A 24,906-nucleotide genomic window follows, 5' to 3' on the forward strand; every position below is an offset into this window, starting at 1 on the left:
CCAAGGAAAGAGAACATGCACGCTGATCTCCTCTTCACCGGCGGCGCCGTCCTCACCCCCGAGGGCCGCACGGCGACCGCCGTGGCCGTCACCGGTGACCGGATCACCGCCGTCGGACACGACGAGGTCCACGAACTCGCCGGGCCCCGCACGGAGGTGGTCGACCTCGCCGGGCGGCTGCTGCTGCCCGGGTTCCAGGACGCGCACGTCCATCCCGTGCCGGCCGGACTCGAACTCACCCAGTGCGATCTGACCGGGACGAGCACCGCCACCGAGACCGTGGCCGCCGTCCGGGCGTACGCCGACGCCCATCCCGAGCGGGAGTGGATCCTCGGCGGCGGCTGGTCGATGGAGGCCTTCGAGGGCGGTACGCCGACGAAGGAGCTGCTGGACGCGGCCGTCCCCGACCGGCCGGTCTATCTGCCCAACCGTGACCACCACGGCGCCTGGGTCAACAGCCGCGCCCTGGAGCTGGCCGGCCTCGACCGGGACACGCCCGACCCGGCCGACGGGCGCATCGAGCGGGACGCCTCCGGCGAGCCGAGCGGCACGCTCCAGGAGGGGGCGATGCAGCTCGTGGGACGGCTCGCCCCGCCGGCCACGGCGGCGGACCGGCTGGCGGCCCTGCTGCACGCCCAGCGTCATCTGCACGCGCTCGGCATCACGGCCTGGCAGGACGCCCTCGTCGGGGACTTCCTCGGCATGGACGATCCGTCCGACGCGTATCTGACGGCCGCCCGGGACGGTTCGCTCACCGCACGGGTGGTCGGCGCCCTGTGGTGGGACCGGGAGCGCGGGGCCGAGCAGATTCCCGAACTCGTCGAGCGGCGGGCCGCGTCGAGCCACGGCCGGTTCCGTGCGGGCAGTGTGAAGCTGATGCTGGACGGGGTCGCGGAGAACGGCACGGCCGCGCTGCTCGACCCGTATCTGGACAAGTGCGGCTGCGCCACCGCCAATCGGGGCAAGAGCTTCGTCGACCCGGCTCAACTGCCCAAGTATGTGACCGAATTGGACGCCCTCGGCTTCCAGTGCCACTTCCATGCGCTGGGCGACCGGGCCGTACGCGACGCGCTGGACGCGATCGAGGCGGCGCGGTCGGCGAACGGGCCGAGCGACACCCGGCCGCATCTGGCGCACCTCCAGGTCGTGCATCCCGACGACGTGCCGCGGTTCGCCCGGCTCGGCGCCACCGCCAACATACAGCCGCTGTGGGCCGCTCACGAGCCGCAGATGGACGAGCTGACCATCCCCTTCCTCGGGCCCGAACGGGCCGCCTGGCAGTACCCGTTCGGGGCGCTGCTGCGTTCCGGGGCGAGGCTGGCGGCGGGCAGCGACTGGCCGGTTAGCAGCCCCGATCCGCTGCAGGGCATCCATGTCGCGGTCAACCGGGTGGAGCCGGGCGGAGCGCGTCCGGTGTTCCTGCCGGGTGAGCGTCTCGGACTGGAGCAGGCCCTGGCGGCGTACACGGCGGGCACGGCGTATGTGAACCACCTGGACGACACCGGCCGGGTGAGCGTCGGCGCGCTGGCTGACCTGGTGGTTCTGGATCGCGACCCGTTCGCGGGGCCGCCGGAGGCGATCGCGGAGACGAAGGTGGCGCTGACCTACGTGTCGGGCGCGCGAGTGTACGCGACTTACGAGGCGTAAGCAGTAACACACGTCACGGCCAGGTCACGGTGTAGATCATTTACGCTCTGGGCAGCCTCGTATCGCTTCTCGGTCAACTTTCGTACCACGAAGCTTAGTTCGAGTGCACGGGCCGTCGTGACGACCGCCCGTTCGCAGGGCCGGGGGGACTCTGCGGTCCGTCTCCCGAAAGGAAGCGCATGCCTCAGGACGTCAGGTTCGACCTCCCCTCGGACACCCCCGACAGCTTGCTACCGGCGCAGCCGAGCGCCCAGTTCCAGGCCGCGGAGGCGGGGAACGCCCTGGCCCGCCTCTTGGTGAACCGCATCAACGGAAGCACGGAGCAGCACCTGGAGTGTCAGAACACCGCTCAGCAGCGGCTGGACGCACTCGGATCCCCCCGCTCCAGCACCACGCTGCGGGTGGAGGGAGCCCTCCACCTGGCGCAGCGCGCGTTCCTCCCGCCCGACGAGGAGGGCTACGCCAGGTTGGGGCGCCTCGACACCAGCCTGCGCATGATCGAAGCGGCCTTCCCCCAAGTCAGCACCGACATCGAGGTCTGCCGACTGACCTGCACGATGCTGGAAGGGGCCTGGCGCACCCGGGCACTCTCCCCGTCGCACGAGGAGGAGCAGACAACCGCCTGCGCCTGCCCCCTGTGCCGTCGGCTGCCCACGCCCCCCGCACGCACGCTGGGTGACTACGATTGGCGGCACAGCGCCGGCAGTCCCCTCACCGTCAAGACCTGGCCGTACCGCCGGGAACTCGACAGCGTCCTGACCGGTGGCTGGTCCTGGACCCGGCAGATGAACGACCTCGAACGAGACCTCGGCCACCGCCACCGCTTCGAGGACGACATCCTCGTCTTCCACGAATACAAACGCGTGATCGACACCATAGACACCACGCGCCTCACCCAACTCGTCGAAGGCCGCCTGGCTGAGAATTTCAGCACCAACAGCGCGCGGGCCCTGGTCTCCGGACTCTTCGCGGCCCATAAGCGCTCCGTCGACGAGTACTGGCTCCAGCAGCACCACGCGGGCAACGTCACGCTCCCCCAGACCAACCCGCTCGGCCAGAGCACCTACGCACTCCTGCAGATGCTGGACTGCCTGTTCTGGCACGTCTCACCCGACACCGAACTCTGGCAGGAAGAACACCTCGCCTCCCTGCTGCTGTGCCGCGCCATCGACGACATGGCCGACGTACGGGCCGACGCCCTCACCGGCGAGATAAGCAACTTCTGGCTCGCCGAAATGCCCGACCACACCAAGGCCCTCTACTCCGCCTGCGCCATAGCCCTCGTCAAGTACGGCTGCATGCCCGAGGCGCACCGCCCGATGTGGAACACCTGGCTGCTGACCACCACCATCGTCTGGATGGGGCTCACGGGCCGTCACGCCCTGTGGTTCGACGGCATCACCCAGGGCCTTCCCCCGGCCGAGGAGTGCCCGCTGTGCGATCTGCAGCCCAACGCATGCAGCGGCCTCCTCACCCACGGCACCACCCTCACCATCTCCCCGCGGCCCACCGCACCGGCGCTGAGCCCCCGGACCGCCGAGCTGTCCGCACGCTGCCGAGCCCAATTCCCGCAGACATGGCCCCTCTTCGACGCCGAGCTCCATGCCTTCGAAGCGTTGCACGGCCCCTGGTACGGCAACACCGACAGCACATGGGAGATCTTGCGCCGCACCTACATAGCCGCCGTGGAGGCATCCAGCGCCGCAGCGTCCACGGACCGTGCCCGTCAGGTCCAACAGGACGCCGGCGTGGTCGGATCCGAGAGATTTCACGACCTGCACGACCCTGGGACCGGGCGGGAGGACACCACACTGCTCGCCTACATGTTCGGCTGCGCCCACCCGCATTTCCTCTGGAACGCCACGGGACACCGTCCCACGGGCGTCGCGGGCGACTGGCTCGACGGCTGACGCCTCAATCCCTGCTTCGTCGTCCCGACGTCGTACCTGTGGGGTGGTGGACTCCACCCCACAACGCCGCTGCCCGGTCGGGTCACCCGACCGGGCAGCGGCGTGTCCGGGGCCTATACCGTGAACTCGACCGGCAGGCTGTCCAGCAGGGACATCCATGTGGACGCGGTCGAGGTGAGCTCCTCCGGCGGCACGGCCAGGCGCAGGCCCGGCAGCCGGTGCAGCAGGACGTCCACCGCGATCTCGATGATGGACAGCCCGATGCTCTGCCCGGGGCATTCGTGCGGGCCGGCGCTGAACGCCAGGTGCGACTCGTTGCCGTGCACCGAGACGCCCGGGTCGGGCCGGACCTCGGGGTCGAGGTTGCCCGGGGCGAGGCCGAGGACGAGCAGGTCGCCCTCCTCGATGCGGTGCCCGCCCAGTTCGACGTCGCTGGCGGCGAAGCGCCCCGGCAGGACGGCCAGCGGCGGAGAGTTCCACATGACCTCCTCCACCACCGCGGAGATGGTCAGCTGACCGCTGATCAGGTCGGAGAGCCGCGAGGCGTCCGTGAGGATCAGCTGCAGCACCCGGCCGAGCAGATTGCTGGTCGTGGTGTGCGCGGCCATCATCACCAGGCGCAGATGGCTCACGACCTCGTCGTGGTCGAGGGCCGCGTGATGCTCCAGCAGGCCGGTGGCGAAGTCGGAGCCGGGCTCGGCCCGCTTGCGGTCGGCGAGTTCGCCGAGGATCTCCCTGATGATGCCGTCGTGCCGTATCGCGTCCTCGCCGCCCTGGAACACCCTGGCGCAGGACTCGACCAGCCGGCGACCTTCCGCCTCGGTGAGCCCGAGGATGCGGGTGAGGACCAGCATCGGCAGGTAGGCGGCGTAGTCCGCCACCAGATCGGCGCGGCCGTTGTCCGCGAACGCGTCGATCTGCTTGTTGGCGAAGTGCGTGGCGTGGCGCCGGATGCCGCGGCTCGTGGCGGCCTGGAGCCCGTCGTTGACGGCGCCGCGCAGTCGGCGGTGCGCCTCGCCGTCCTGGGACACACAGTCGGGGCGCCAGGCGACCATCGGAACCAGCGGATGGTTCTCCGCGACCCGGCCCTCCCGCCAGTCCCGCCAGATCCGCGCGTCCCGGGCGAACTGGCGGGGATTGTCGAGCACCCGCCGGCTGTCCCGGTAGCCCAGCACCAGCCAGGCGCGGACGTCCCCCTCCAGCAGCACCGGCGCGACGGAGCCGTGCTCCTTGCGCAGCCGCTCGTAGATGCCGAGCGGGTCGGTCGCCGCCTCGGGCCCGTAGAGCCGGGCCAATTCGGCCGAACCGTGCGCGACCGGGCAGCCGCGGGGGGCGTCGGGACCGTCGATGTTCTGGTCGTTCATCGGGGCTCCAGTGCGACGGCGGAGCGTTCCTGCAGATGGCGTATCAGCGCGACGAGCACATCACGGCTGGAGGACCGGTCGCGGGCGTCGCACGCCACGACCGGGATGTCCGGGGAGATGTCCAGGGCGTCCCGGATCTCCTCGATCGGGTGCTGCTTGGAGTCCGGGAAGATGTTCAGCGCGATGACGAAGGGCACGTCCTGCCGCTCCATCTCCTCGATCGCCCGGAAACTGGAGGCCAGCCGGCGGGTGTCCACCAGGACCACCGCACCGAGCGCGCCCTTGAACAGCCCGTTCCACAGGAACCAGAAGCGCTCCTGGCCCGGTGTCCCGAACAGGTACAGCATCAGGCTCTCGTTGAGGCTGATCTTGCCGAAGTCCAGGCTGACGGTGGTCTCCGCCTTGTCGGCGACACCGATCAGATGGTCGTCCTCGACGCTGGCCTGGGTGAGGGTCTCCTCGGTGGTGAGCGGCTTGATGTCGCTGACGGAGCGGACCATCGTGGTCTTTCCGGTGCCGAACCCGCCGGCGATCATCACCTTGACCGAGCGCGTGCCTCCGGCGGCGGGTTCGCCGGGATGGTCAAAGCCTTTCCAGTCCACTGAGTACCTCCTGGAGGAGCGCGAGGTCGGGCCCGCGTCCGGCGTGGTGCGCCGGGATGGGATCACGGGCTTCAATACGGCCTGCGTCCAGCAGATCCGCCAACAGCACCGCGAGAATGTTGAAGGGCAATCCGAGATGGGCGCCGAGTTCGGCCACCGACAGCGGATCGCGGCAGCGCCGGACTATCTCCTCGTGCTCGTGCTGCATCCCCGGTAAGGGCGCGGTGCGGGAGACGATGAGGGTCGCCACGTCGAGGCTCGACGCCGACCCGCCCGGCTTGCTGCGCCCTCGGGTGAGGACGTAGTAGCGCTCGAGTCCGGACGGGTCCGTGGGCGGGCGGGGAGCACTCATCCAGAGTGCTCCTCCAGGCGCGGAGTGGTGCCGAGAAGCTCACCCATCCGCCGGGCCAGGTCCCTCATCTGGTGACCCAGCAGGCCCTGGTCGAGTCCTTCCCGGGCCAGGACGCCGAGATACGTCTCGACGCCCGCCCGCACGACGAACAGATGCCCTCCGTCGACCTCGATCATCGCGAGCCGCAACTGGCCCGCGTACTTGGGGAACTGCTCGGCGACCGGCTGGGCCAGGGCCTGCAGGCCGGCCACCACGGCCGCGAAGCGGTCCACGTCGTCGGGGTCTTCGGCGCCAAAGGAGGTGATGGCCTTGCCGTCGCTGGAGGCCACGAGGGCGAAGCGGATCTCCGGGATGCTCTCCACCAGATCGCGGAGCGCCCAGCTCACGTCGGTTCCCTGTTGCGTCATGTGGACTAGTCGCTCTCTTCAATTCGGTGCTCGGTGGACTCGCGGCCGTCGAACGGCGCGGGTGCCACGGCGGATTCGGGTCCGGGGCCCGACGCACGGTCATCGGCCGCGGCTGCCTCCACCGGCTCGGCTCCCCGGCCGTGCGCGCTGCCGTCGTCCGTTCCGGGTGCGGCGGACTCCCGGCGCAGGCCGAGAGTGTCCTCCTCGGCGGACTCGTCCCCCGTAGTGACCGGAATCCCGAACTCCGCGGAGGACCGGTCCACGGTCGGCGTCTCCGGCCCGGTCGCCGTCTCCGGCCCCGCCGACTCGCGTCCCGCCGTGGCGAAAGCGGCCAGGCCGGCGAACGACTCGTCCGGGGGCACCGCGGCGACCTTGGTGCCGTCCGCCCGGCCGGCCGGCTGGGGTGACTGCACCTCCTCCGCCTCCGCCTCGCGGCGCCTGCTCCTGCGCCGGGGCAGTCCACCCGGTGTGGTGTCCACCAGACCCGTGCCGTCGGCCTCCATGGATTCGGCGGGCTCCGGGCTCTGCGGTGCGGGCGTCGCCGGTGCCGTGGCGACCGAAGCCGTCGGGGCGGCGGGCGCGGTCGCCGGAGCGGCCGCCGAAAGGGGGCTGAAGTACTTGTGCGGGACCACGACGACCACCGACGTGCCGAGCCAGGGCGAGTCCGCGAAGGTGACACGGATGCCGTAGCGGCGGGCGAGGGTGCCGACGACCCGCAGGCCGATGTTGGCGTCCTCCGAGATCCCGCCGAGTCCGGGACCGGCCGCGGTGCCCGTGAGGGAGTGCTCGGCCTCGCGCTTCTTCTCCTCGCTCAGGCCCTTGCCGGAGTCCTGGATCTCGATGCCGACACCGTTGGGCACCTCCTTGCCGGAGACGAGCACCGGCTCGGTGGGCGGCGAGTAGCGGGCCGCGTTGTCCAGAAGGTGGGAGAAGATCAGCGTGAGGTGGTCCACCAGGCCGCCGTCGACGCCGAGTTCGGGCAGATGCCGTACCTCGACACGTTGGAAGTCCTTGATGCGGCCGATGCCGCCGCGGACCACGCTGAGCAGTCGCTGCGGCTCCTGCCACTGCCGCCCCGGCCGGTCCGAGCCGCCCAGCACACCGATGCTCGCGGCCAGCGAGTCGGCGGGGCCGAGCTCCTGGTCGAGTTCCATCAGGCCCCTGGCCACCGCGGGCAGCCGGCCGTGCTCACCCTGCATCTCGTGCAGCCGGCCACGGAGCTTGCTGGTCAGGACGTGGATGCGGTTGCCGATGCTGATCACGGCCTGTTCGGCCGAGGTCGAGCGGTTGAACTCCTCCTCGACGCCGATCAGGGAGGTCCGCAGAATCCTGCGCAGGTCGGCCTGGAGCTCCACGTCGAGCTTCGCCGACCGGTCCGTCGCGGGCAGCAGGTCGTCGATGGCGTCACCGGCGCGCAGTCGCTCCAGGGCGGCGGGCAGCTGCTCCTCGGCGAGCCGGGCGACGGCGGTCCGCTGGTGCGCGGCCTGTTCCTGCCAGGCCTCGGCCCGCTCGGTGAGCTGCGCCTCGTAGGACTTGGCCTGTTCGGCCAGTCGCTCCTCGTACGCCCTCGCGCTGTCGCCGAGTTGGGCCTCGTAGACCGCGGTGTGCTCACTGAGCTGGGCCTCGTAGGCGGCCGCCTGCTCGGTCAGCTGGGCCTCAAGGGTGGCGCGCTCGGAGCTGAACTTCCGTTCCAGGGTGGCGACATGCTGCTGCCACTGCTGGGAGTGCTCGGCCTGCGAGGACCGGAAGCTGCCCTCGGCTCGGCGCAGCTGTTTCTGCGAGCGGAGCAGGAGCCGCACGCAGACCGAGCTCGCCGCGGTCGCGGCGGCACCGGCCACCGCGGCGGTTATTCGCTCGGAGCTCATGAACGTGGCGGCAACCGTCCCGCCTCCTAAGGCCAGTGGCATCAACCACCAGCTGTACCAGGCAACAGGGGCCCGCGCCGCCGGTGGCGGAGTGGCGAGTTCCATCTGCATCCTTCGAAAGCAACACGATCGAAACGGGGGGTGTGCAAGGGCCGCACTCATGAGTACGCACTACGGGCCGACCCATCAAGGGTGGCGTCAACTCGCAGTGCCGGTCTGGAGCTTATCGGGTTTGAACCCCAAAGGATCAACCTCGGGCAGTCGCGGACGTGAGGGTTCCGTCACTCTCCGGCATGAGCCACAAATCGACAAACACTCTTACAGACCAGGGAACTTACTGACACTCCGCTTGTCACCAAGGGACAACACCTGCCCGGACAACTGTCCTCCATTGATGAGCCCCCGCGGGTTACTCGCCGGTATCGTCACCGTCGTGCCGAAGAGAGCCGCAGCGGGGACAGTCGACACTCGCGGCCCGTTCAAGGCGTTGCCGCCAGGTCTGCCCGACCGACTGAGACCGTTTTTCGCCGATATCACCGAGGAGGTCGTCCGGGCGATCAGAACGGAGATTCCGGAGTACGCGCGTCCGATGGACGACACATACATGCAGGGTGTGCACCTAGGCGTGGACCACGCGCTGCGGGGATTCCTGGAGCGGATGGCCAAACCGGACACCGACTGGGAGCCGGTGAAGGCGACGTACCAGCGCATCGGCCGCGGTGAGGCCGAGGAGGGACGCAGCCTCGACTCGTTCCAGTCGGCGCTGCGCCTGGGCGCACGGGTGACCTGGCGCCGGGTGAACGCACTGGTCGACAAGGGCCTGCTGCCCCGCCATGTGCTGGGGGCCTTCGGCGAGGCGCTGTTTCTGCATCTGGACGAGATGGCGGCCGCGACGACGGCGGGCTACACCGAGGCGCGTCTGCACGCGGCCGGTGAGCTCCAGCAGCGGCGGGCACGCCTGGTCGATCTGCTCACCGCCGATCCCCCGGCCGCGGCCGAGGCGATCGCCGATCTCGCGCACGCCGCGCGCTGGCCGGTGCCGCGAGCGGTGGCGATGGTGGCGGTGGACCACGGGCAGTGGTCGGGGGTGGAGCCCATCGTGCCGCCGGAGTTCCTGGCCCGGTTCGATGTGCAGCCCGCGGTGCTGGTCGTACCCGACCCGGAGGGGCCGGGCCGGGGGCGGGCGGTGGCCGGGGCGCTGAACGGACTGCGGGCGGCGATGGGGCCGACGGTCGCGCTCCAGCAGGGGGCGCGATCGCTGCGCTGGGCGGCCGAGGCGCTGGATCTGGTGCGCCGGGGTGTGCTCGCGGGCACCGATGCGGACTCCGGGATCGTGCGCTGCCAGGACCATCTGTCCACGCTTCTGCTGCTGCGCGACGACGCGTTGCTGGACGCCATGGCCGAGCGCCGGCTGCGCCCGCTGGCCCAGGTGCGCCCGCCGCAGCGCGAGCGGCTGGCGGAGACCCTGCTGAGCTGGCTCCAGTCCGGCCGGGGTGTCCCCGAGGTCGCCGCGCGACTGGCCGTGCATCCACAGACGGTGCGCTACCGGATGCGGCAGCTGGACGAGCTGTTCGGCGGTCTGCTGCACGACCCGGAGGCCCGCTTCGAGATGCAACTGGCCCTGCGCGCCCGCGAGCTCCGCAGGGGCGGCGGAAGCGCGGCGGGCGACCCGTGGTGATTTCCTGGACACCTGTCCAGCTATATTGGGCACCTGTCCAAGTAGCGAGTGGTGTGAGGAGTCCGCCGATCATGGAAATCGTGGCGAACGTGCTGGTCGGCCTGGTGGCCGCGCTGCACGCGTACATCCTGGTGCTGGAGATGTTCCTGTGGCAGAAGAAGCCGGGCCGGGCGCTGCACGGCTTCGACCCCGAGCTGGCGCGGACCACGGCGCCACTGGCCGCCAACCAGGGGCTCTACAACGGCTTCCTGGCGGCCGGCCTGGTGTGGGGACTGATCGCCGCCGATCCGACCGGCTTCCGGGTGCGGGTGTTCTTCCTGTCGTGCGTGGTCGTCGCGGGCGTGTTCGGCGCGCTCACGGCCAACCGCCGCATCCTGTTCGTCCAGGCGCTGCCCGGCGCGCTCGCCCTGACCGCCGTGCTCCTCGCCCGGTGACCAGGCCCGCCCCCGAGGACCCACGGGCCGCGCGCACCCGGGCGCGGCTGCGCGCGGCCCTGCTGGAGGAGTGCGCCGAGCGGCCCCTGGCGGAGGTGGGCGTGGCCGCGCTGGCACGCCGGGCCGGGGTCGGCCGGGCCACCTTCTATGTGCACTACGACGGGCTGGAGGCGTTGGCGGTCGACGCCTGCGCGGATGTCGTGCGGGACGCGGTCGACGCGCTGCACGCCTGGCGCGGCCGCCCCGATCCGGTGCACGCCCCGCCCGCGCTGCGGGAGTTCTTCGCGGGCCTCGCCCCGCATGCGGCACTGTACCGGACCCTGCTCGCGCCGGGCGGCGGCGGGCCGCTCGGCCGGGTCCTGCACCGGGACCTGCGGGCCCGCAGCCTGGCCGAGCGGGAACTGGCGGGTGCCGCGGACGCCCCGCTGGTCGCCTCGGCCGTGGCCGCCACCTTCGCCGGTGTGCTCGCCGACTGGCTGCACGGGCTCCTGGCGGCCTCCTCGGACGAAGTCGCCGACCAGGTCTGGCAGTTGCTGGTGGCGCTGCACATGAGCCGGTGACGGGTCATCGGCAGGCCGGGCCGCCGTGCTTCGTCAGCGGCCAGGCCTCCACCCCGTCGGGGGTGCGGACGTACGCCGTGGCGCGGTCGTCGGTCAGCCACAACTGCCGGTCGTGGTAGCGGTATCCGGTGTCGTGCGCATCGGCGGGCATCCGGACGTCGCCGTCGTACGGCGCCGTCAGCATCGTCTCGGTGTCGAGCACGCCCTCGGGGTCGCGGGCGTAGCTCCTGCGGTCCTCGCCCCTGCCCAGGTCCAGGAAGTGCGCGCTCTGCCAGTCGCAGTGCTCGGGGCCGGCATAGCCGCTGATCTCCGCGACGGGTGCCCGCTCGCCCTTCCGGTCGGTCCAGACCTCGTACTCCTGTGTGTCCGTGAAGCTCGCCGGGAGTTCGGCCGGGTCGCAGGAGGCGTCGGTCTCCGGGCCCCAACCGGGCCGGTCCTTCTGGTCCTCGGCGACCACGACGGCCACCTTGGTCCGCCCGCCGACGTCGTAGGAGTACAGCACGCGGTCGTCGTCCCTGCGCTCCACCCGGTAGCCGGATCGGGGCACCCTCGGCTCGAACATCCGGAAGAAGAGCTTCAGGCCGTCCTTCGGGGTGTCCGCGCCGTCACCCTCGCCCCAGCCGTCGGGCCCCTCGCCGTGGTAGATCTCCCCGTCGCACTCCAGTGCCCGGCCCGCCGCGCCGGAGGCGGTGCGCATCGCCTCGGGCGTGCTCTCGTCCACGGCCTTCGTCGGGAGGTACAACGGACCGCTGTACGGCGTCGCCGGCGGTGTGCCCTCGACCACCGGGTCCGGCCCGCCGCCGTCGTCGCAGGCCACCACCGTCACGGCCACGAGTACGGCCGCTGCCGCAAGGCCTCCGCGCATGCCCGCCCCCTGTTCCTCGGCTCCGGTTCCGGTCCTTCGACGCGGCACCGGGCCGGAACGTTCGAACATCAGCGGGTCGTCTGGAACGTACGCCGGTACGTCTGCGGCGACACCCCGATCGCCGCGTGCAGATGCTGGCGCAGGGAGGCGCCCGTCGCGAAGCCGACCTCGCCGGCGATGCGGTCCACGGACAGGTCACTGGACTCCAGCAGATGCCGGGCGCGGGCGACGCGCTGCTGGATCAGCCAGCGGCCGGGGCTGACGCCCACCTCCTCGTTGAAGCGGCGGGCGAAGGTGCGCAGGCTCATCCGGGCGTGAGCGGCCAGCTCGGTCAGGGTCAGCGGCTCGCCGAGGCGCTCCAGGGCCCAGGCGCGGGTCCCGGCGGTGCTCGCGGCGCCGCTCTGGGGGACCGGCTGCTCGATGTACTGGGCCTGGCCGCCGTCGCGGAACGGGGGCACGACACAGCGGCGGGCCACCTTGTTGGCCAGTTCGCTGCCGTGGTCGGAGCGGACGATGTGCAGACAGATGTCGACGCCGGAGGCCGCGCCGGCCGAGGTGAGGATCCGGCCGTCGTCGACGAACAGGACGTCCGGGTCGAGGTCGACGTACGGGTACATCGCCCGGAACCGGTCGGCCACCTGCCAGTGCGTGGTGGCCCTGCGGCCGTCGAGGAGTCCGGCGGCGGCGAGAACGAAGGCCGCGGTGCATATGGACACGATCCGCGCGTCGGGCCGGATCCTCGCGAGCGCGGCGGCGATCTCGGGGGTCAGCTCGGTGGGGATGTACGGGGGCGCCATGGAGACGACCACCACGGTGTCGGCCGTGGCCAGGATCTCGGGGCCGTGCTCGACGGCGACGCGGAAGTCGGCACTGGTGCGCACCGGCCTGCCGTCGACGGTGCAGGTCAGGACCTCGTACCGGCCGTCCGCCGCGCCCAGGATCCGGCTGGGGATGCCCAACTCGAAGGGGTAGACGCCGTCCAGCGCCAGGACGACGACCCGTTCCGCACTCCGCTCACCACGCATGGCACGATCCTATCGAAGCTTGGCAATCGTGCCATTTTCCGTGTGGGCGCGACCCGGCAGGCTGGTCGACCATGAGCGATGTGAACACGATGCGTGCCATCAGTCAGGACGTCCTCGGCGGTCCCGAGGTCCTCAAGGAAGTGCGGCTGGAGCGGCCGGTCCCGCGACCGAACGAGGTGCTGGTCCGGGTGCGCGCCGCCGGGGTCAACCCCACCGACTGGAAGCACCGCGCCACGGGCGGCTTCCTCGGCCAGCCGCCCTTCGTGCTGGGCTGGGACGTCTCCGGAGTGGTCGAGGCGACCGGGATCGGCGTCGCCACGTTCGTCCCCGGGGACGAGGTCTTCGGCATGCTGCCCTACCCGTTCGGCCACGGCTCCCACGCCGAGTATGTGATCGCCCCGGTCCGCGCCCTCGTGCACAAGCCCGACGCGATCGACCACACGCAGGCGGGCGCGCTGCCGCTGGTGTCCCTGACCGCGTGGCAGGCCCTGGTGGAGACCGCGGAGCTGCGGCGGGGCCAGCGGGTCCTGATCCATGCGGCGGCCGGCGGGGTCGGCCATGTGGCCGTGCAGATCGCCAAGGCGCGCGGCGCGTATGTGATCGGCACGGCGAGCGCGGGCAAGCACGAGTTCCTGCGCGGGATCGGCGTGGACGAGGCGATCGACTACCGGGCCACGGACTTCACGGAGGCCGTGCGGGACGTCGACGTGGTCCTGGACACGCTGGGCGGCGACACCTCGGTGCGGTCGCTGCGCGTTCTGCGTCCGGGCGGGATCGTGGTCTCGATCCTGCCGGTCGGGTCGGCGGACTTCTACGAGGAGGCCGAGCGGCGCGGCGTACGGGCGGTGCGCATGCTCGTCGACGCCGACCGGGCCGGGATGCGGGCGATCGCGGAACTGGCCGAGGCGGGCAAGCTGCGCGCCACGATCGCCGGGACGTTCCCACTGACCGACGCCGCGAAGGCACACGAACTGGGCGACACGGGCCGGACGACGGGGAAGCTGGTGCTGCTGGCGGAGTGAGCCGGGGGCGGTATCGGTAGGTGAGTACGGCGTTGATCGCCGCGGCAAGAGCGGCCCTTCGGCGACCGGCTCGACCAGGGCTGCGACGAAGGCCCGCGGCTCGCTGCAGCCGAGGGTCGGGGCCCACGATCCGCTTGCCCGCGAGCACTCCGCCGACCTCCAAGGAGACCTCGCTGCCGCACGGCGGGGCCGACGGCGTTGATCGCCACGGCGGAGCGGCCCTTCGGCGACCGGCTCGACCAGGGCCGGAACGAAGGCCCGCGGCTCGCTGCAGCCGAGGGTCGGGGCCCACGATCCGCTTGCCCGCGAGCACTCCGCCGACCTCCAAGGAGACCTCGCGGCCATATGGCGGGGCGGACGGCGTTGATCGCCGCGGCGGGAGCGGCCCTTCGGCGACCGGCTCGACCGGGGCCGGGACGAAGGCCCGCGGCTCACTGTGGCCGAGGGTCGGGGCCCACGATCCGCTTGCCCGCGAGCACTCCGCCGGCCTCCGGGGGAGACCTTGCTGCCGTACGGCGGGGCGCCGACGTCGACCAAGGGGCCGCGGGCGGCGAGCGCGTCGACGCCGCCGCTCGTCTCGGCGAGGCCGTCGGCGCCCTGACTGCCGGCGAGGCCGCCCGGCACCCGGGCCGGGTCGGTCTCGCTCGCGTCGACGGTGTGGATCGCCCCAACTCACGGGCCACTCCCAGGCGTTCGGCGAGCCGGTCGAGGGCGACGGCAGCAGTGGCGGCCGGGGAAAACTCGGCCACCATCACGGCCGGGAGGCCGACCGCCCCGGCAGCGACGACGCCGAGCATGCTGCCGGCGGCCGGCCGCGGCACGCTCCGGATGGCGCCGGCTCCGGGCCGCACGCCGCAGCCGAGCGGGGCGATCGACTCCAGCGGTACGGCCGGTCGCCGGAGCCACGTCCGGTACGTGTGGTCGTAGCCCTGCCACCCCGCGACACGGGAAGTCATGCGCCAAACTCGAAGACATATGTCAATCGAACATGCTCAAATTCCCTCTATCGAGGGTAACTTGCTGGGCGGGGAACAGTTTTCCGGGCGCGGGTGGGAGGTGGTTCGGCCGTGCGACAGGACCCGGCACCGCTGTCCCGGTATCTGCGCGTCCACCAGGACCGCGGTCACACGGTGCTGGAGTTCCGCGGCGAGATCGACATCGCGGCGGCCACGGAGATCGCTCCGTATCTGGACCGGGTGACGGACCGGACCGGTGCCCGGATCGTGCTCGACCTGCGGCACATCGAGTTCTTCGACTGCTCGGGACTGCGCCTGCTGTACCGGGCCCGGCGCCGGGTGCTCGACCGCGACGGGCAGTTGCAGCTGGTCTGCACCCATCCGCTGACCCTGCGCGTCTTGCGGGTCACCGGACTGTCGCGGCTGCTGCCCCCGCGGCCGACCCTGGACGCGGCCCTGGGCCAGCCCGAGGCCACGTCCGGCTCGTTGTGACCCCGCCCGACTACGTGATGATCCTGGTGACCTGACCGGCGCCCACCGTCCGCCCGCCCTCCCGGATGGCGAACTTCAGGCCCTCCTCCATGGCGATCGGCTGGATCAGCTCTACGTGCATGGTCGTGTTGTCGCCCGGCATGACCATGTCGGTGCCCTTGGGCAGGGTCACCACACCGGTCACGTCGGTGGTGCGGAAGTAGAACTGGGGCCGGTAGTTCTCGAAGAAGGGCGTGTGCCGGCCTCCCTCGTCCTTGGACAGGATGTACGCCCGCGCCTCGAACACCGTGTGCGGCGCGACCGACCCCGGCTTGATGACGACCTGGCCGCGCTCGACCTCCTCCCGCTTGACGCCCCGCAGCAGCAGACCGACGTTCTCCCCGGCCCGGCCCTCGTCGAGCAGTTTGCGGAACATCTCGACGCCGGTGACCGTCGTCTTCGTCTTCTGCGGATGAATGCCGATGATCTCCACCTCGCTGTTGACCCTCAGCGTGCCGCGCTCGATCCGGCCCGTGACGACCGTGCCGCGCCCGGTGATGGTGAAGACGTCCTCGACCGGCATCAGGAACGGCCTCTCCACGTCGCGCTCCGGCTCCGGCACGAACTCGTCGACGGCGTCCAGGAGTTCGAGCACCGAGGCGGTCCACTGCGGGTCGCCCTCCAGCGCCCTGAGCGCGGAGACCTTCACCACCGGCACGTCGTCGCCGGGGAACTCGTACTCGGTCAGCAGCTCGCGCACCTCCAGCTCGACGAGCTCCAGGATCTCCTCGTCGTCCACCATGTCCGTCTTGTTGAGCGCGACCACGATGGAGGGCACGCCCACCTGCCGGGCCAGCAGCACATGCTCCTTGGTCTGCGGCATCGGCCCGTCGGTGGCCGCGACGACGAGGATCGCACCGTCCATCTGGGCGGCACCGGTGATCATGTTCTTGATGTAGTCCGCGTGTCCCGGGCAGTCGACGTGTGCGTAGTGCCGGCGCTCCGTCTGGTACTCGACGTGCGCGATCGAGATGGTGATGCCGCGCTGGCGCTCCTCGGGCGCCTTGTCGATCTGGTCGAACGGCGTGAAGGGGTTGAGGTCGGGGAACCTGTCGTGCAGCACCTTCGTGATGGCTGCCGTGAGGGTCGTCTTGCCATGGTCGATATGACCGATGGTGCCGATGTTGACGTGCGGTTTGGTCCGCTCGAACTTCGCCTTCGCCACTGCCGACCCTCCTGGTCACGTGGGTGATGTCAAGTGCGGCTCCGCTGCCTCCCGTCCTTCATGTCTATTCGTTCCGGGGCGCGTCGAACAGGGCGCTGACGGACTCACCGTTGTGAATCCGGCGCACGGCCTCGGCGAGCGCCGGGGCGATGGACAGGACGCGCAGTTTGGCCTTGTGCTCCTCGATGTCCTCCACCGGCACCGGCACGGTGTTGGTGCACACGATCTCCAGTACGTCCGGCTGCTCGGTCAGCCGCTTCAGGGCGCCCGCCGCGAACAGCCCGTGGGTGCAGGCCACCCGGATCGAGCGCGGCCCCGACTCCCGCAGCCGTCCCAGGAGTTCGATCACCGTGCTGCCCTTGGCGATCTCGTCGTCCAGCACGATGACATCCCGCCCGGTCACCTCGCCGATCACGGAGCTGATGCTCACCCGGTCGTCCGCGAACCGCTGTTTGGCACCGGCCGCGACCTGGGCGCCGATCAGCCGGGCGAACGCGGCGGCCTCCTTGGCGTTGCCCAGGTCCGGCGAGACCACGGTGGTGCGCGAGAGGTCGTACTGCCTGAAGTGCGCGGCGAGTTCACGCAGCGCGTGCAGATGGTCCACGGGCACCGAGAAGAAACCGTGCACCTGCGGCGAGTGCAGCGTCATGGCCAGGACGCGGCTCGCGCCCGCCGCCACCATGAGGTCGGCGACCAGACGGCCGCCGAGGGAGATGCGGGGCTCCTCCTTCTTGTCGGAGCGGGCGTAGGAGTAGTGCGGCATGACGATGGTGATGCGGCCCGCGGAGGCGCCCCGGGCCGCGTCGCACATCATCAGCAGCTCGACCAGGTGCTCCTGCACCGGCTTGACCAGCGGCTGGACGAGGAAGACGTCCCGCTCGCGGCAGTTGGCCCGAAGCTGCACCTCCAGACAGTCGTTGGCGAACCGGCTGACCCGGGTGGGGCTGAGCGGCACCCCGAGGTGCGCACAGACCTCCTGTGCCAGCTCGGGATGGGCACTGCCACTGAAGACGGCGATGTCACGCACGATCCGCTCCTCGCATGATCATTACGGGCTGCGGGCTCATGCTACTGACGCCGCACCTACGACCGATGCGCCTACGTCAGGCGGCCCAATAGGCCAACGCACCGGCCTGGCAACGTTTTTGGCGGGCATGTGGACGGTAGGAAGGAGGGCCGTCGACATGACGACGTCCATCAAGGCCCTGCCGGCACGCATGCCCCTGTGGGCGAAGCTGGTGACCGCGCTCGTCGTGGTGCTCGCGGTGCTGTTCGCGGGGATCAGGCTGGCCGTGCTCCCCGGCCTCAAGGACCTCTTCGGCACCGAGACGCACGACCGGTCCGGCCCCGCGCTCCTCAAGTCCATCCAGGACATGAGCCGTTACGACGCCGCCTCCGGCAACTTCCAGGTCGTCGTGGACCTGGAGAAGAACGCCAGGTATCTGCCGTCCGCGATCCGCGGCACCCGGACCCTGTACGTCGGGGCCGGCACCGTGGACGCGTACGTCGACCTCGGAAAGGTCGGCGAGAAGGACGTGACGGTCAATGGAGACCGCACCTCCGCCACGCTCCGGCTGCCGCACGCACGGCTCGGCAAGCCGGCTCTCGACGCCGACCACTCCTACACCGTGTCCAAGCAGCGCGGCCTGATCGACCGGCTCGGCGACCTCTTCTCGGACAATCCCAACAGCGAGCACGCCGTGCAGCGCCTCGCCGTACGCCACATCGGCGAGGCGGCCACGGGCAGCGGGCTGACCACACGAGCCGAGACGAACACCACCGGCATGCTCCAGGGCCTGCTGGGTTCCCTGGGCTTCAAGGAGGTGCATGTGTCGTACGGATCCTGATCGGGCGCCCGGCACGGCGAACAGGGCACGCCCTACCACACTGGGAAGTTGAGGACTGGAGGATCGAATGGCCCGCACCGCCCCGAGCCCGCGCAAGGCGAAGCGGACGACCAAAGGCGCTCGCGACGCGCTGCCCACCCCGTTACGGGTGCTCACGATGGTGTGCGCCTTCGCCTTCATGGTGGTGTTCGCCGTCGTTCTGGCCCGGCTCACCCTGCAGCCGTCCCCGGCATCGGTCCCGCTCACGCACAGCAATCTGCATCCGGGCCGCTCGCTGAAGGCGTATCTGGATCAGCCGGAACTGCGCGACGCCGTCAAGCAGATCGGCGGGAATCTGCTGCTGGGCGTCCCGTTCGGGGTGCTGGTGCCGGTGCTGGCGCCGCGGGCGCGCGGCATCCTGCAGATCCTGCTGCTCACCGCGATCGTGATGCTGCTGGTGGAGCTGGCACAGGGGGCGCTCGTCACCGGTCGCGCCTTCGACATCGACGACGTCATCCTCAACACCGTGGGCGCACTGGGGGGTTACCTGCTTCTGGGACGGCGACTGGGGCGGTCGGTGCATGCGCGGTCACGGAAGCAGTGATCACGCAATGCGGAAACAGTGATCACGGAAATTGGTCCGGACCAGACTCTTGACGGCCTCTTATCTCACTTCTTAAATCAAGTGGCGACCCATCCGTCCCCCACCGGAATGGAGTGCCATGGCCTCCCCACGCCTGCTCCGCAGATGTCTGTTCGCCGCCCTGTCCGCCGCCCTGGTCGCGTCCGCCGCGATCGGCCCCGCGCGGGCGGACGCCTCCAGCGCCTCCTCCGCCGCCGCCGTGACCTTCTCGGACAGCTTCGACGGGCCGGCCGGCGCGGCGCCCGACTCCTCGAAGTGGCAGACCGAGACCGGCGACAACGTCAACAACCACGAGCGGCAGTACTACACGGCGGGCAGCAGGAACGCGGCCCTGGACGGCCAGGGCCATCTGGTGATCACCGCCCGGCGCGAGAACCCGGCCGGCTACCAGTGCTGGTACGGCACCTGCCAGTACACCTCGGCCCGGCTGAACACCGCCGGGAAGTTCACCGCCCAGTACGGGCATGTCGAGGCCCGGATGAAGATCCCGCGCGGACAGGGCATGTGGCCCGCGTTCTGGATGCTCGGCACACCGGTCAACTGGCCCGACTCGGGCGAGATCGACGTCATGGAGAACGTCGGTTACGAGCCCTCGACCGTCCACGGCACCATCCACGGCCCCGGCTACTCCGGCTCGGGCGGCATCGGTGCCGGCTACTCACTGCCCGGCGGCCAGGCCTTCGCGGACGCCTTCCACACCTTCGCCGTCGACTGGGCGCCCGACTCGATCACCTGGTCGGTGGACGGGACCGTCTACCAGCGGCGCACACCGGCCGACCTGGGCGGCCGGACCTGGGTGTTCAACAAGCCGTTCTTCCTGATCCTGAACCTGGCCGTGGGCGGCTACTGGCCCGGCGACCCGGACGGCTCCACCGTCTTCCCGCAGCAGCTGGTGGTGGACTCGGTCTCGGTGACGACCGGCGACTCCGCGGCCGCGGTCGCGATCAAGGGGCTGGCCGGCAAGTGCGTGGACGTGGCCGGGGCGAACTCCGCCAACGGCACCCCCGTACAGCTCTACGACTGCAACGGAACCGGCGCGCAGAAGTGGACGGTCGGCTCGGACGGCACCATTCGGGCGCTCGGCAAGTGTCTGGACGTCACCGGCAACGGGACCGCGGACGGCTCGACCGTCCAGCTGTGGGACTGCACCGGTGGACCGAACCAGAAGTGGGCCGTCTCCGCGGCGCACGACATCGTGAACCCCCAGGCGAACAAGTGCCTGGACGTCACCGGCAACAATCCGGCCAACGGCACCCGGCTGCAGATCTGGACCTGCACGGGCGGCGCCAACCAGAAGTGGACGATCGGCTGAGGCTGCCGGGACGGCGCCTAGCGGCGCGGCGCCCAGGTGAACTTGTCGCCGCCCACCCAGCGGATCACCTCCGGATCATCCAGGTCGTGGACGGTGATACCGAAGGCCGCGGCGGTTTCCAGGACGTCGGTGATGGCGTGCGCCTCACCGACGACCTGACCGTCGATCTCCACGATGCGGAAGGGCGGGGTGCCCGGTTTCCCGGTCATCACCCCGAGCACCAGCACGCGCGGGAAGGAGATGTGCGGGGCTGCTATTTCGGTCATGCATAGAGCGTAGAACGCAACCGGCGAGAGCGAGTGACGCACGTCACTCATCGGGGGCGGACCGGCCCCGGCCCTCCGTCGTGCGGCCCCGTCGGCGCTGGGGAACCCTGGAGGTGGAGGTGGCGATGGATCCCGTCGAGGCTCTGGACCGGATCGCCTTCCTGCTGGAGCGGTCCCTGGCACCGACGTACCGGGTACGCGCCTTCCGCACCGCCGCCGGGGTGCTCGCGGCGCTGCCCGAGGGTGAGGTGGCCGGGCGCGCGGCCGCCGGGACGCTGGAGTCGCTCAAGGGCGTCGGCCCGAAGACCGCGCAGGTGGTGCGCGAAGCCCTGGCCGGGCAGGTGCCCGAGTATCTGCGCGGGCTGGAGGAGGAGGCCGGGGGCCCGCTCGTCCAGGGCGGGGAGCAGCTGCGGGAGCGGCTGCGCGGGGACTGCCATCTGCACTCCGACTGGTCGGACGGGGGCAGCCCGATCGAGGAGATGGGGCGCACCGCGGCACGCCTGGGACACGAGTGGGCGGCGCTGACCGACCACTCCCCACGGCTGACCGTCGCCCGGGGGCTGTCGCCCGAGCGGCTGCGCGAGCAGCTGGAGGTGGTGGCGGGGCTGAACGCCGGCTGGGCGCCGTTCCGGCTGCTCACCGGCATCGAGTGCGACATCCTGGAGGACGGCTCGCTGGACCAGGAGCCGGACCTGCTGCGGCGGCTCGATGTGGTCGTGGTGTCCGTGCACTCCAAGCTGCGGATGGACGCCCGCTGGATGACCCGCCGCATGCTGGCCGCCGTGCGCAACCCGCTCTCGGACATCCTGGGGCACTGCACGGGGCGGCTGCTCACGGGGCGGGGACGGCCGGAGTCGGAGTTCGACGCGGACGCGGTGTTCGCCGCGTGCGCCGAGTCGGGCACCGCCGTGGAGATCAACAGCCGTCCGGAGCGGCTCGACCCTCCGCTGCGGCTGCTGCGGCGGGCCGTCGACGCGGGTGTCCTGTTCTCGATCGACACCGACGCGCACGCACCGGGCCAGCTGGACTGGCAGATCCACGGCTGTGCCCGGGCCGAGGAGTGCGAGGTGCCCGCCGAGCGGGTGGTGACCACGTGGTCCGCACCGGAGCTGCTGGCCTGGACCCGGGAGGGCCGGGTGCCGGCACGGGTGCGGTGACCCGGTGACGCAGATCACCGCCTGACCGGCCGGCCCGCTGGAACACCCAAGGGTGGTTGCCCGTTGAACCAGTCGTGGGTGCGGATGGGACAGTGTCCCCGGGCCTCACCTTTTGCCCACAGGGACGATCGTTCGGCTGAAGCCCTGTGGAGCCTTCGCCGAGAGGCGACCGCCATCCGTGCCCACCGTTTGGCCGCCCCGACCGTGATTCCCCCGTCGCGGTCGGGGCTTTCCGCTGTCTGCGGCCCGCGGGCTCGCACCGGTCCCGTTCCGCCTGACTTCGAGTTGACTTGGAGCGCACTCCAATTCGTAGCGTTCCGGACATGAGCACTACTGCACAGCACAAGATCGGTTCGGGTTTCGGCGCCGACAGCACCGCCGAGGACGTCCTGCGGGGCATCGATCTGTCCGGACGCATCGCGATCGTCACCGGGGGCTACTCGGGCCTCGGTCTGGAGACCACCCGCGCGCTCACCGGTGCGGGCGCCCACGTCGTCGTACCGGCGCGGCGCCCGGACACGGCGCGGGAGGCGCTCGCGGGGATCGACGGTGTCGAGCTGGACGAGCTCGACCTCGGTGACCTGGACAGCGTGCGCGACTTCGCCGAGCGCTTCCTGGCCTCCGGCCGCCGGGTCGACTTCATGATCGACAACGCCGGGATCATGGCCTGTCCGGAGACCCGGGTCGGGCCCGGCTGGGAGGCGCAGTTCGCGACCAACCACCTCGGGCACTTCGCCCTGGTCAACCGGCTGTGGCCGGCGATCGCGCCCGGCGGCGCCCGGGTCGTCTCCGTCTCCTCCCGCGGCCATCACTTCTCCGGCATCCGCTGGGACGACGTCCACTGGCGCCGGGGCTACGACAAGTGGGAGGCGTACGGGCAGGCGAAGACCGCGAACGTCCTGTTCGCCGTGCACCTCGACAAGCTGGGCCGGGACTTCGGCGTGCGGGCCTTCTCGTTGCACCCGGGCGGGATCATCACCCCGCTGCAGCGGCATCTGCCCCGTGAGGAGATGGTCGAGCGCGGCTGGATCGACGAGCAGGGCAACCCGCTGAACCCCGAGGGCTTCAAGACCCCGCAGCAGGGTGCTGCCACCCAGGTGTGGGCGGCCACCTCGCCCCAGCTGGACGGCATGGGCGGGGTGTACCTGGAGGACTGCGACATCGCCGAGCCCGCCCCCGCGGACGGGGAGCGGACCGGTGTGAAGGACTGGGCGACGGATCCGGAGCAGGCGGCCCGCCTGTGGGCACTGTCGGCGGAGCTGACGGGGGTCAACGCCTTCCCAGGTTAGGCCACGGTTAGGCCGTCTTCACCGGTCGGGCCGTCTCCGCCACGGCCATGAACTCCCGGAGATCCGTGGTGAGTCGGCCGGCGTGCGTGGCGAACAGTCCGTGGCCCGCGTTCTCGTAGACCTTGAGCGTGGCGTCGGGCGCGAGCGCCGCGCTGCGACGGCCGGTCATCTCCAGGGGCGCGGAGACGTCGAGGGAACCGTGCAGGACCAGCACCGGCAGGTCGAGCTCGGCCAGTTCCGGGGCGACGTCCACGGTGGCGATCGTCTCCTGGACGGCGCTCGACGCCCGGGCCGTGGCGGCCATGCAGCGGTCCTTGAGATGGCGGACGTGGGCGGGCGACAGGTCGACGCCGGGCCGGCCGAGCGCGAAGAAGTCCCGTACCGCGTCGGGGTCGTTGAAGAAGGCCGCCCGGTCCCGCAGGAAGCTCTCGGTCCCGGCGCGCATGACCTCCGGGTCCCAGCCGTCCGGGTTGCCGGCCGAGCGCACCACGCCGGGCGCGATGCCGGAGACGAGGGCGACGCGGGCCACCCGCCCGGCGCCGTGCCGGGTCAGACAGCGCACGATCTCCGCGGAACCCAGCGAGTGGCCGATCAGGGTCACCTCGCGCAGATCCAGCCGGTCCAGGAGCGCGTGCAGGTCGTCGGCGAGGGTGTCGAGGTCGTAGCCGTCCCACACGTCGTCGGACCGCCCGTGCCCGCGCCGGTCCAGACCGACGCAGCGGTGGCCCTCGCGCGCCAGCGGCAGCATCTGCTGCTCCCACATCTCGGTCCCGAGGTAGGCGCTGTTGACGAAGACGGCGACCGGGCCGTCGGCCGGTCCGTAGTCGACGTAGTGCAGGCGCGTGCCGTCGGCGGGGCTGTCGAAGTACGGCATGGGACGTCCTCCTGGAATCCGCTGGTCGAGCGGCTGACTGGGTACGTCGTCCATGCTTGCGGGAGGGGCGGCGGGCGTCGATTACCTCGGAGGTCAAGGGGCGGGCCCCGACGCGGAGTTCAGTCGGCGGGCTCGTCCGGTACGGGGTGCTCGTGGTGCACCGCCCCCGAGCGCGGTGCGCCCCGCCGCCCCGTATGCATGTCACGCGGAACGGCCCCGCGGTGGCGGCGGTCGGCCACGACGTACTCCCCTCACGTCGGTTCGAGCGGTGCGCGAATACCGCGTGGGCGGGCTGCCAAACGTGGGGGGCCAGGGTCAGGATCACGCCGTCGCGTCCGTCCGGCCGCTCGGCATTGGTCCCCGGGTCGTACGGGCGATCCCGATCCGTGGCGCGGCGCACGGCCTCGGTGCCGCCGGGAACCTCGTCGGCACCGTCGGGCGAGGTCTCCGCACCGGCACGACCCGTACGCCGGCGGCCCGGCACGCACCGGCAAGCCCGACGGCCCGCGCCACCACGTCGGCGGCCGGACGGGTGCGGTCGGGGCGGCCGGTGTACCCACCTGCGGGGCGATCCGCACGCGCGGCCCAGCCGGACGGCCCGGTCACGGCCCCGGTACGGCACCCGCCCCGGTCCGTGGGACCTCGGCCCCGGCAGACCAGGGGCGGTTGCCAGCCCGAAACGACTCCTCCACCGGCCCAGCCGGACGGCCCAGTCACGACCCCAGTACGGCACCCGCCCCGGTTCGCAGGGCCTAGGCGCCCGGCAGACCGGGCGCGGTTGCCGACCCGAAACGACTCCTCCACCAGCCCAGCCGGACGACCCAGAAACGACCCCGGTACGGCACCCAGCCCAGTCCGCTGGACCTCGGCGGCCGACAGACCAGGCCGACCCGAAACGACTCCTCCACCAGCCCAGCCGGACGACCCAGAAACGACCCCGGTACGGCACCCAGCCCAGTCCACGGGGCCTCGGCGCCCGGCAGACCAGGCCGACCCGAAACGACTCCTCCACCAGCCCAGCCGGACGACCCAGAAACGACCCCGGTACGGCACCCAGCCCGGTCCGCTGGACCTCGGCGGCCGACAGACCAGGCCGACCCGAAACGACTCCTCCACCAGCCCAGCCGGACGACCCAGAAACGACCCCGGTACGGCA

The 24,906-nt window shown here is 71.3% G+C and carries 24 protein-coding genes; 12 read left to right on the forward strand and 12 right to left on the reverse strand.

Annotated elements, in window-relative coordinates; genetic code table 11:
• Window positions 1–15: 15 nt before the first annotated feature.
• On the forward strand, window positions 16–1,647 hold the full coding sequence (locus AB0I54_RS23700; protein WP_363298106.1) for an amidohydrolase: 1,632 nt from the start codon (window positions 16–18) through the stop codon (window positions 1,645–1,647).
• Window positions 1,648–1,826: 179 nt separating this feature from the next.
• Window positions 1,827–3,557, forward strand: coding sequence for a hypothetical protein (locus AB0I54_RS23705; protein ID WP_363298107.1), 1,731 nt, complete (start codon window positions 1,827–1,829; stop codon window positions 3,555–3,557).
• A gap of 113 nt (window positions 3,558–3,670) precedes the next feature.
• Here AB0I54_RS23705 and AB0I54_RS23710 read toward each other — a convergent pair whose 3' ends face one another.
• Genes AB0I54_RS23710 through AB0I54_RS23730 form a run of 5 tightly spaced genes read right to left on the reverse strand, consistent with a single transcriptional unit; the run spans window position 3,671 to window position 8,252 of the window.
• Window positions 3,671–4,921, reverse strand: a complete 1,251-nt coding sequence (locus tag AB0I54_RS23710; RefSeq protein WP_363298108.1) for a cytochrome P450 — start codon at window positions 4,919–4,921, stop codon at window positions 3,671–3,673.
• Window positions 4,918–5,523, reverse strand: coding sequence for an ATP/GTP-binding protein (locus AB0I54_RS23715; protein ID WP_363298109.1), 606 nt, complete (start codon window positions 5,521–5,523; stop codon window positions 4,918–4,920). Before AB0I54_RS23715 ends, AB0I54_RS23710 begins: the two co-directional genes overlap by 4 nt.
• Window positions 5,504–5,875 (reverse strand): DUF742 domain-containing protein, encoded by a 372-nt coding sequence (locus tag AB0I54_RS23720; RefSeq protein WP_363298110.1) that lies wholly within the window; start codon window positions 5,873–5,875, stop codon window positions 5,504–5,506. Before AB0I54_RS23720 ends, AB0I54_RS23715 begins: the two co-directional genes overlap by 20 nt.
• On the reverse strand, window positions 5,872–6,282 hold the full coding sequence (locus tag AB0I54_RS23725) for a roadblock/LC7 domain-containing protein (protein WP_030043913.1): 411 nt from the start codon (window positions 6,280–6,282) through the stop codon (window positions 5,872–5,874). The genes AB0I54_RS23720 and AB0I54_RS23725 overlap by 4 nt, the downstream gene beginning before the upstream one ends.
• A gap of 5 nt (window positions 6,283–6,287) precedes the next feature.
• Entirely contained in the window at window positions 6,288–8,252 is a 1,965-nt protein-coding gene (locus tag AB0I54_RS23730) for an ATP-binding protein (RefSeq protein WP_363298111.1), read from the reverse strand.
• Between the two features lie 484 nt (window positions 8,253–8,736).
• On the opposite strand from AB0I54_RS23730, the gene AB0I54_RS23735 reads away from it, so the two are divergent.
• The 3 genes from AB0I54_RS23735 to AB0I54_RS23745 all read left to right on the forward strand — a co-directional run bounded on the left by AB0I54_RS23735 (window position 8,737) and on the right by AB0I54_RS23745 (window position 10,819).
• A complete protein-coding gene (locus AB0I54_RS23735; RefSeq protein ID WP_363298112.1) occupies window positions 8,737–9,825 on the forward strand; it encodes a helix-turn-helix domain-containing protein in 1,089 nt (362 codons plus the stop codon).
• Between the two features lie 71 nt (window positions 9,826–9,896).
• Window positions 9,897–10,259, forward strand: a complete 363-nt coding sequence (locus AB0I54_RS23740; protein ID WP_363298113.1) for a DUF1304 domain-containing protein — start codon at window positions 9,897–9,899, stop codon at window positions 10,257–10,259.
• On the forward strand, window positions 10,256–10,819 hold the full coding sequence (locus tag AB0I54_RS23745; RefSeq protein WP_363298114.1) for a TetR/AcrR family transcriptional regulator: 564 nt from the start codon (window positions 10,256–10,258) through the stop codon (window positions 10,817–10,819). Before AB0I54_RS23740 ends, AB0I54_RS23745 begins: the two co-directional genes overlap by 4 nt.
• 4 nt (window positions 10,820–10,823) lie before the next feature.
• On the opposite strand, the gene AB0I54_RS23750 is transcribed toward AB0I54_RS23745, so the two are convergent.
• Window positions 10,824–11,684, reverse strand: coding sequence for a hypothetical protein (locus tag AB0I54_RS23750; protein WP_363298115.1), 861 nt, complete (start codon window positions 11,682–11,684; stop codon window positions 10,824–10,826).
• A 68-nt stretch (window positions 11,685–11,752) separates the two neighbouring features.
• Complete coding sequence (locus tag AB0I54_RS23755) at window positions 11,753–12,709, reverse strand: helix-turn-helix domain-containing protein (RefSeq protein WP_363298116.1); 957 nt, start codon at window positions 12,707–12,709, stop codon at window positions 11,753–11,755.
• 71 nt (window positions 12,710–12,780) lie between these two features.
• Here AB0I54_RS23755 and AB0I54_RS23760 point away from each other — a divergent pair, with 71 nt between their 5' ends.
• Window positions 12,781–13,731, forward strand: a complete 951-nt coding sequence (locus AB0I54_RS23760) for an NADP-dependent oxidoreductase (RefSeq protein WP_363298117.1) — start codon at window positions 12,781–12,783, stop codon at window positions 13,729–13,731.
• Between the two features lie 431 nt (window positions 13,732–14,162).
• Here AB0I54_RS23760 and AB0I54_RS23765 read toward each other — a convergent pair whose 3' ends face one another.
• Window positions 14,163–14,687, reverse strand: a complete 525-nt coding sequence (locus AB0I54_RS23765) for a hypothetical protein (RefSeq protein WP_363298118.1) — start codon at window positions 14,685–14,687, stop codon at window positions 14,163–14,165.
• A 111-nt stretch (window positions 14,688–14,798) separates the two neighbouring features.
• Here AB0I54_RS23765 and AB0I54_RS23770 point away from each other — a divergent pair, with 111 nt between their 5' ends.
• Entirely contained in the window at window positions 14,799–15,179 is a 381-nt protein-coding gene (locus AB0I54_RS23770) for an anti-sigma factor antagonist (protein WP_363298119.1), read from the forward strand.
• Between the two features lie 10 nt (window positions 15,180–15,189).
• Here AB0I54_RS23770 and tuf read toward each other — a convergent pair whose 3' ends face one another.
• Window positions 15,190–16,383 (reverse strand): elongation factor Tu, encoded by a 1,194-nt coding sequence (gene tuf, locus AB0I54_RS23775; RefSeq protein WP_363298120.1) that lies wholly within the window; start codon window positions 16,381–16,383, stop codon window positions 15,190–15,192.
• Window positions 16,384–16,447: 64 nt separating this feature from the next.
• Window positions 16,448–17,410, reverse strand: coding sequence for a ribose-phosphate pyrophosphokinase (locus AB0I54_RS23780; RefSeq protein ID WP_363298121.1), 963 nt, complete (start codon window positions 17,408–17,410; stop codon window positions 16,448–16,450).
• Window positions 17,411–17,567: 157 nt separating this feature from the next.
• Here AB0I54_RS23780 and AB0I54_RS23785 point away from each other — a divergent pair, with 157 nt between their 5' ends.
• The 3 genes from AB0I54_RS23785 (at window position 17,568) to AB0I54_RS23795 (ending at window position 20,164) form a co-directional block, all read left to right on the forward strand.
• Window positions 17,568–18,230 carry a DUF4230 domain-containing protein gene (locus AB0I54_RS23785; protein WP_363298122.1) on the forward strand — a complete coding sequence of 221 codons (663 nt, stop codon included), beginning with the start codon at window positions 17,568–17,570 and terminating at the stop codon, window positions 18,228–18,230.
• Window positions 18,231–18,297: 67 nt separating this feature from the next.
• On the forward strand, window positions 18,298–18,813 hold the full coding sequence (locus AB0I54_RS23790; RefSeq protein WP_363298123.1) for a VanZ family protein: 516 nt from the start codon (window positions 18,298–18,300) through the stop codon (window positions 18,811–18,813).
• 118 nt (window positions 18,814–18,931) lie between these two features.
• Entirely contained in the window at window positions 18,932–20,164 is a 1,233-nt protein-coding gene (locus AB0I54_RS23795; protein ID WP_363298124.1) for a family 16 glycosylhydrolase, read from the forward strand.
• A gap of 17 nt (window positions 20,165–20,181) precedes the next feature.
• Here AB0I54_RS23795 and AB0I54_RS23800 read toward each other — a convergent pair whose 3' ends face one another.
• On the reverse strand, window positions 20,182–20,430 hold the full coding sequence (locus AB0I54_RS23800; RefSeq protein ID WP_363298125.1) for a hypothetical protein: 249 nt from the start codon (window positions 20,428–20,430) through the stop codon (window positions 20,182–20,184).
• A gap of 125 nt (window positions 20,431–20,555) precedes the next feature.
• On the opposite strand from AB0I54_RS23800, the gene AB0I54_RS23805 reads away from it, so the two are divergent.
• Window positions 20,556–21,587: a PHP domain-containing protein gene (locus AB0I54_RS23805; protein WP_363298126.1), complete on the forward strand. Its 1,032-nt coding sequence runs from the start codon at window positions 20,556–20,558 to the stop codon at window positions 21,585–21,587.
• Window positions 21,588–21,910: 323 nt separating this feature from the next.
• Window positions 21,911–22,876 (forward strand): SDR family NAD(P)-dependent oxidoreductase, encoded by a 966-nt coding sequence (locus tag AB0I54_RS23810; RefSeq protein WP_363298127.1) that lies wholly within the window; start codon window positions 21,911–21,913, stop codon window positions 22,874–22,876.
• Between the two features lie 7 nt (window positions 22,877–22,883).
• Here the strand turns inward: AB0I54_RS23810 and AB0I54_RS23815 are convergent, their stop codons facing one another.
• Complete coding sequence (locus tag AB0I54_RS23815; protein WP_363298129.1) at window positions 22,884–23,750, reverse strand: alpha/beta hydrolase; 867 nt, start codon at window positions 23,748–23,750, stop codon at window positions 22,884–22,886.
• Window positions 23,751–24,906 lie beyond the last annotated feature (1,156 nt).

The sequence above is a fragment of the Streptomyces sp. NPDC050625 genome (assembly GCF_040654755.1).
Taxonomy (GTDB): domain Bacteria; phylum Actinomycetota; class Actinomycetes; order Streptomycetales; family Streptomycetaceae; genus Streptomyces.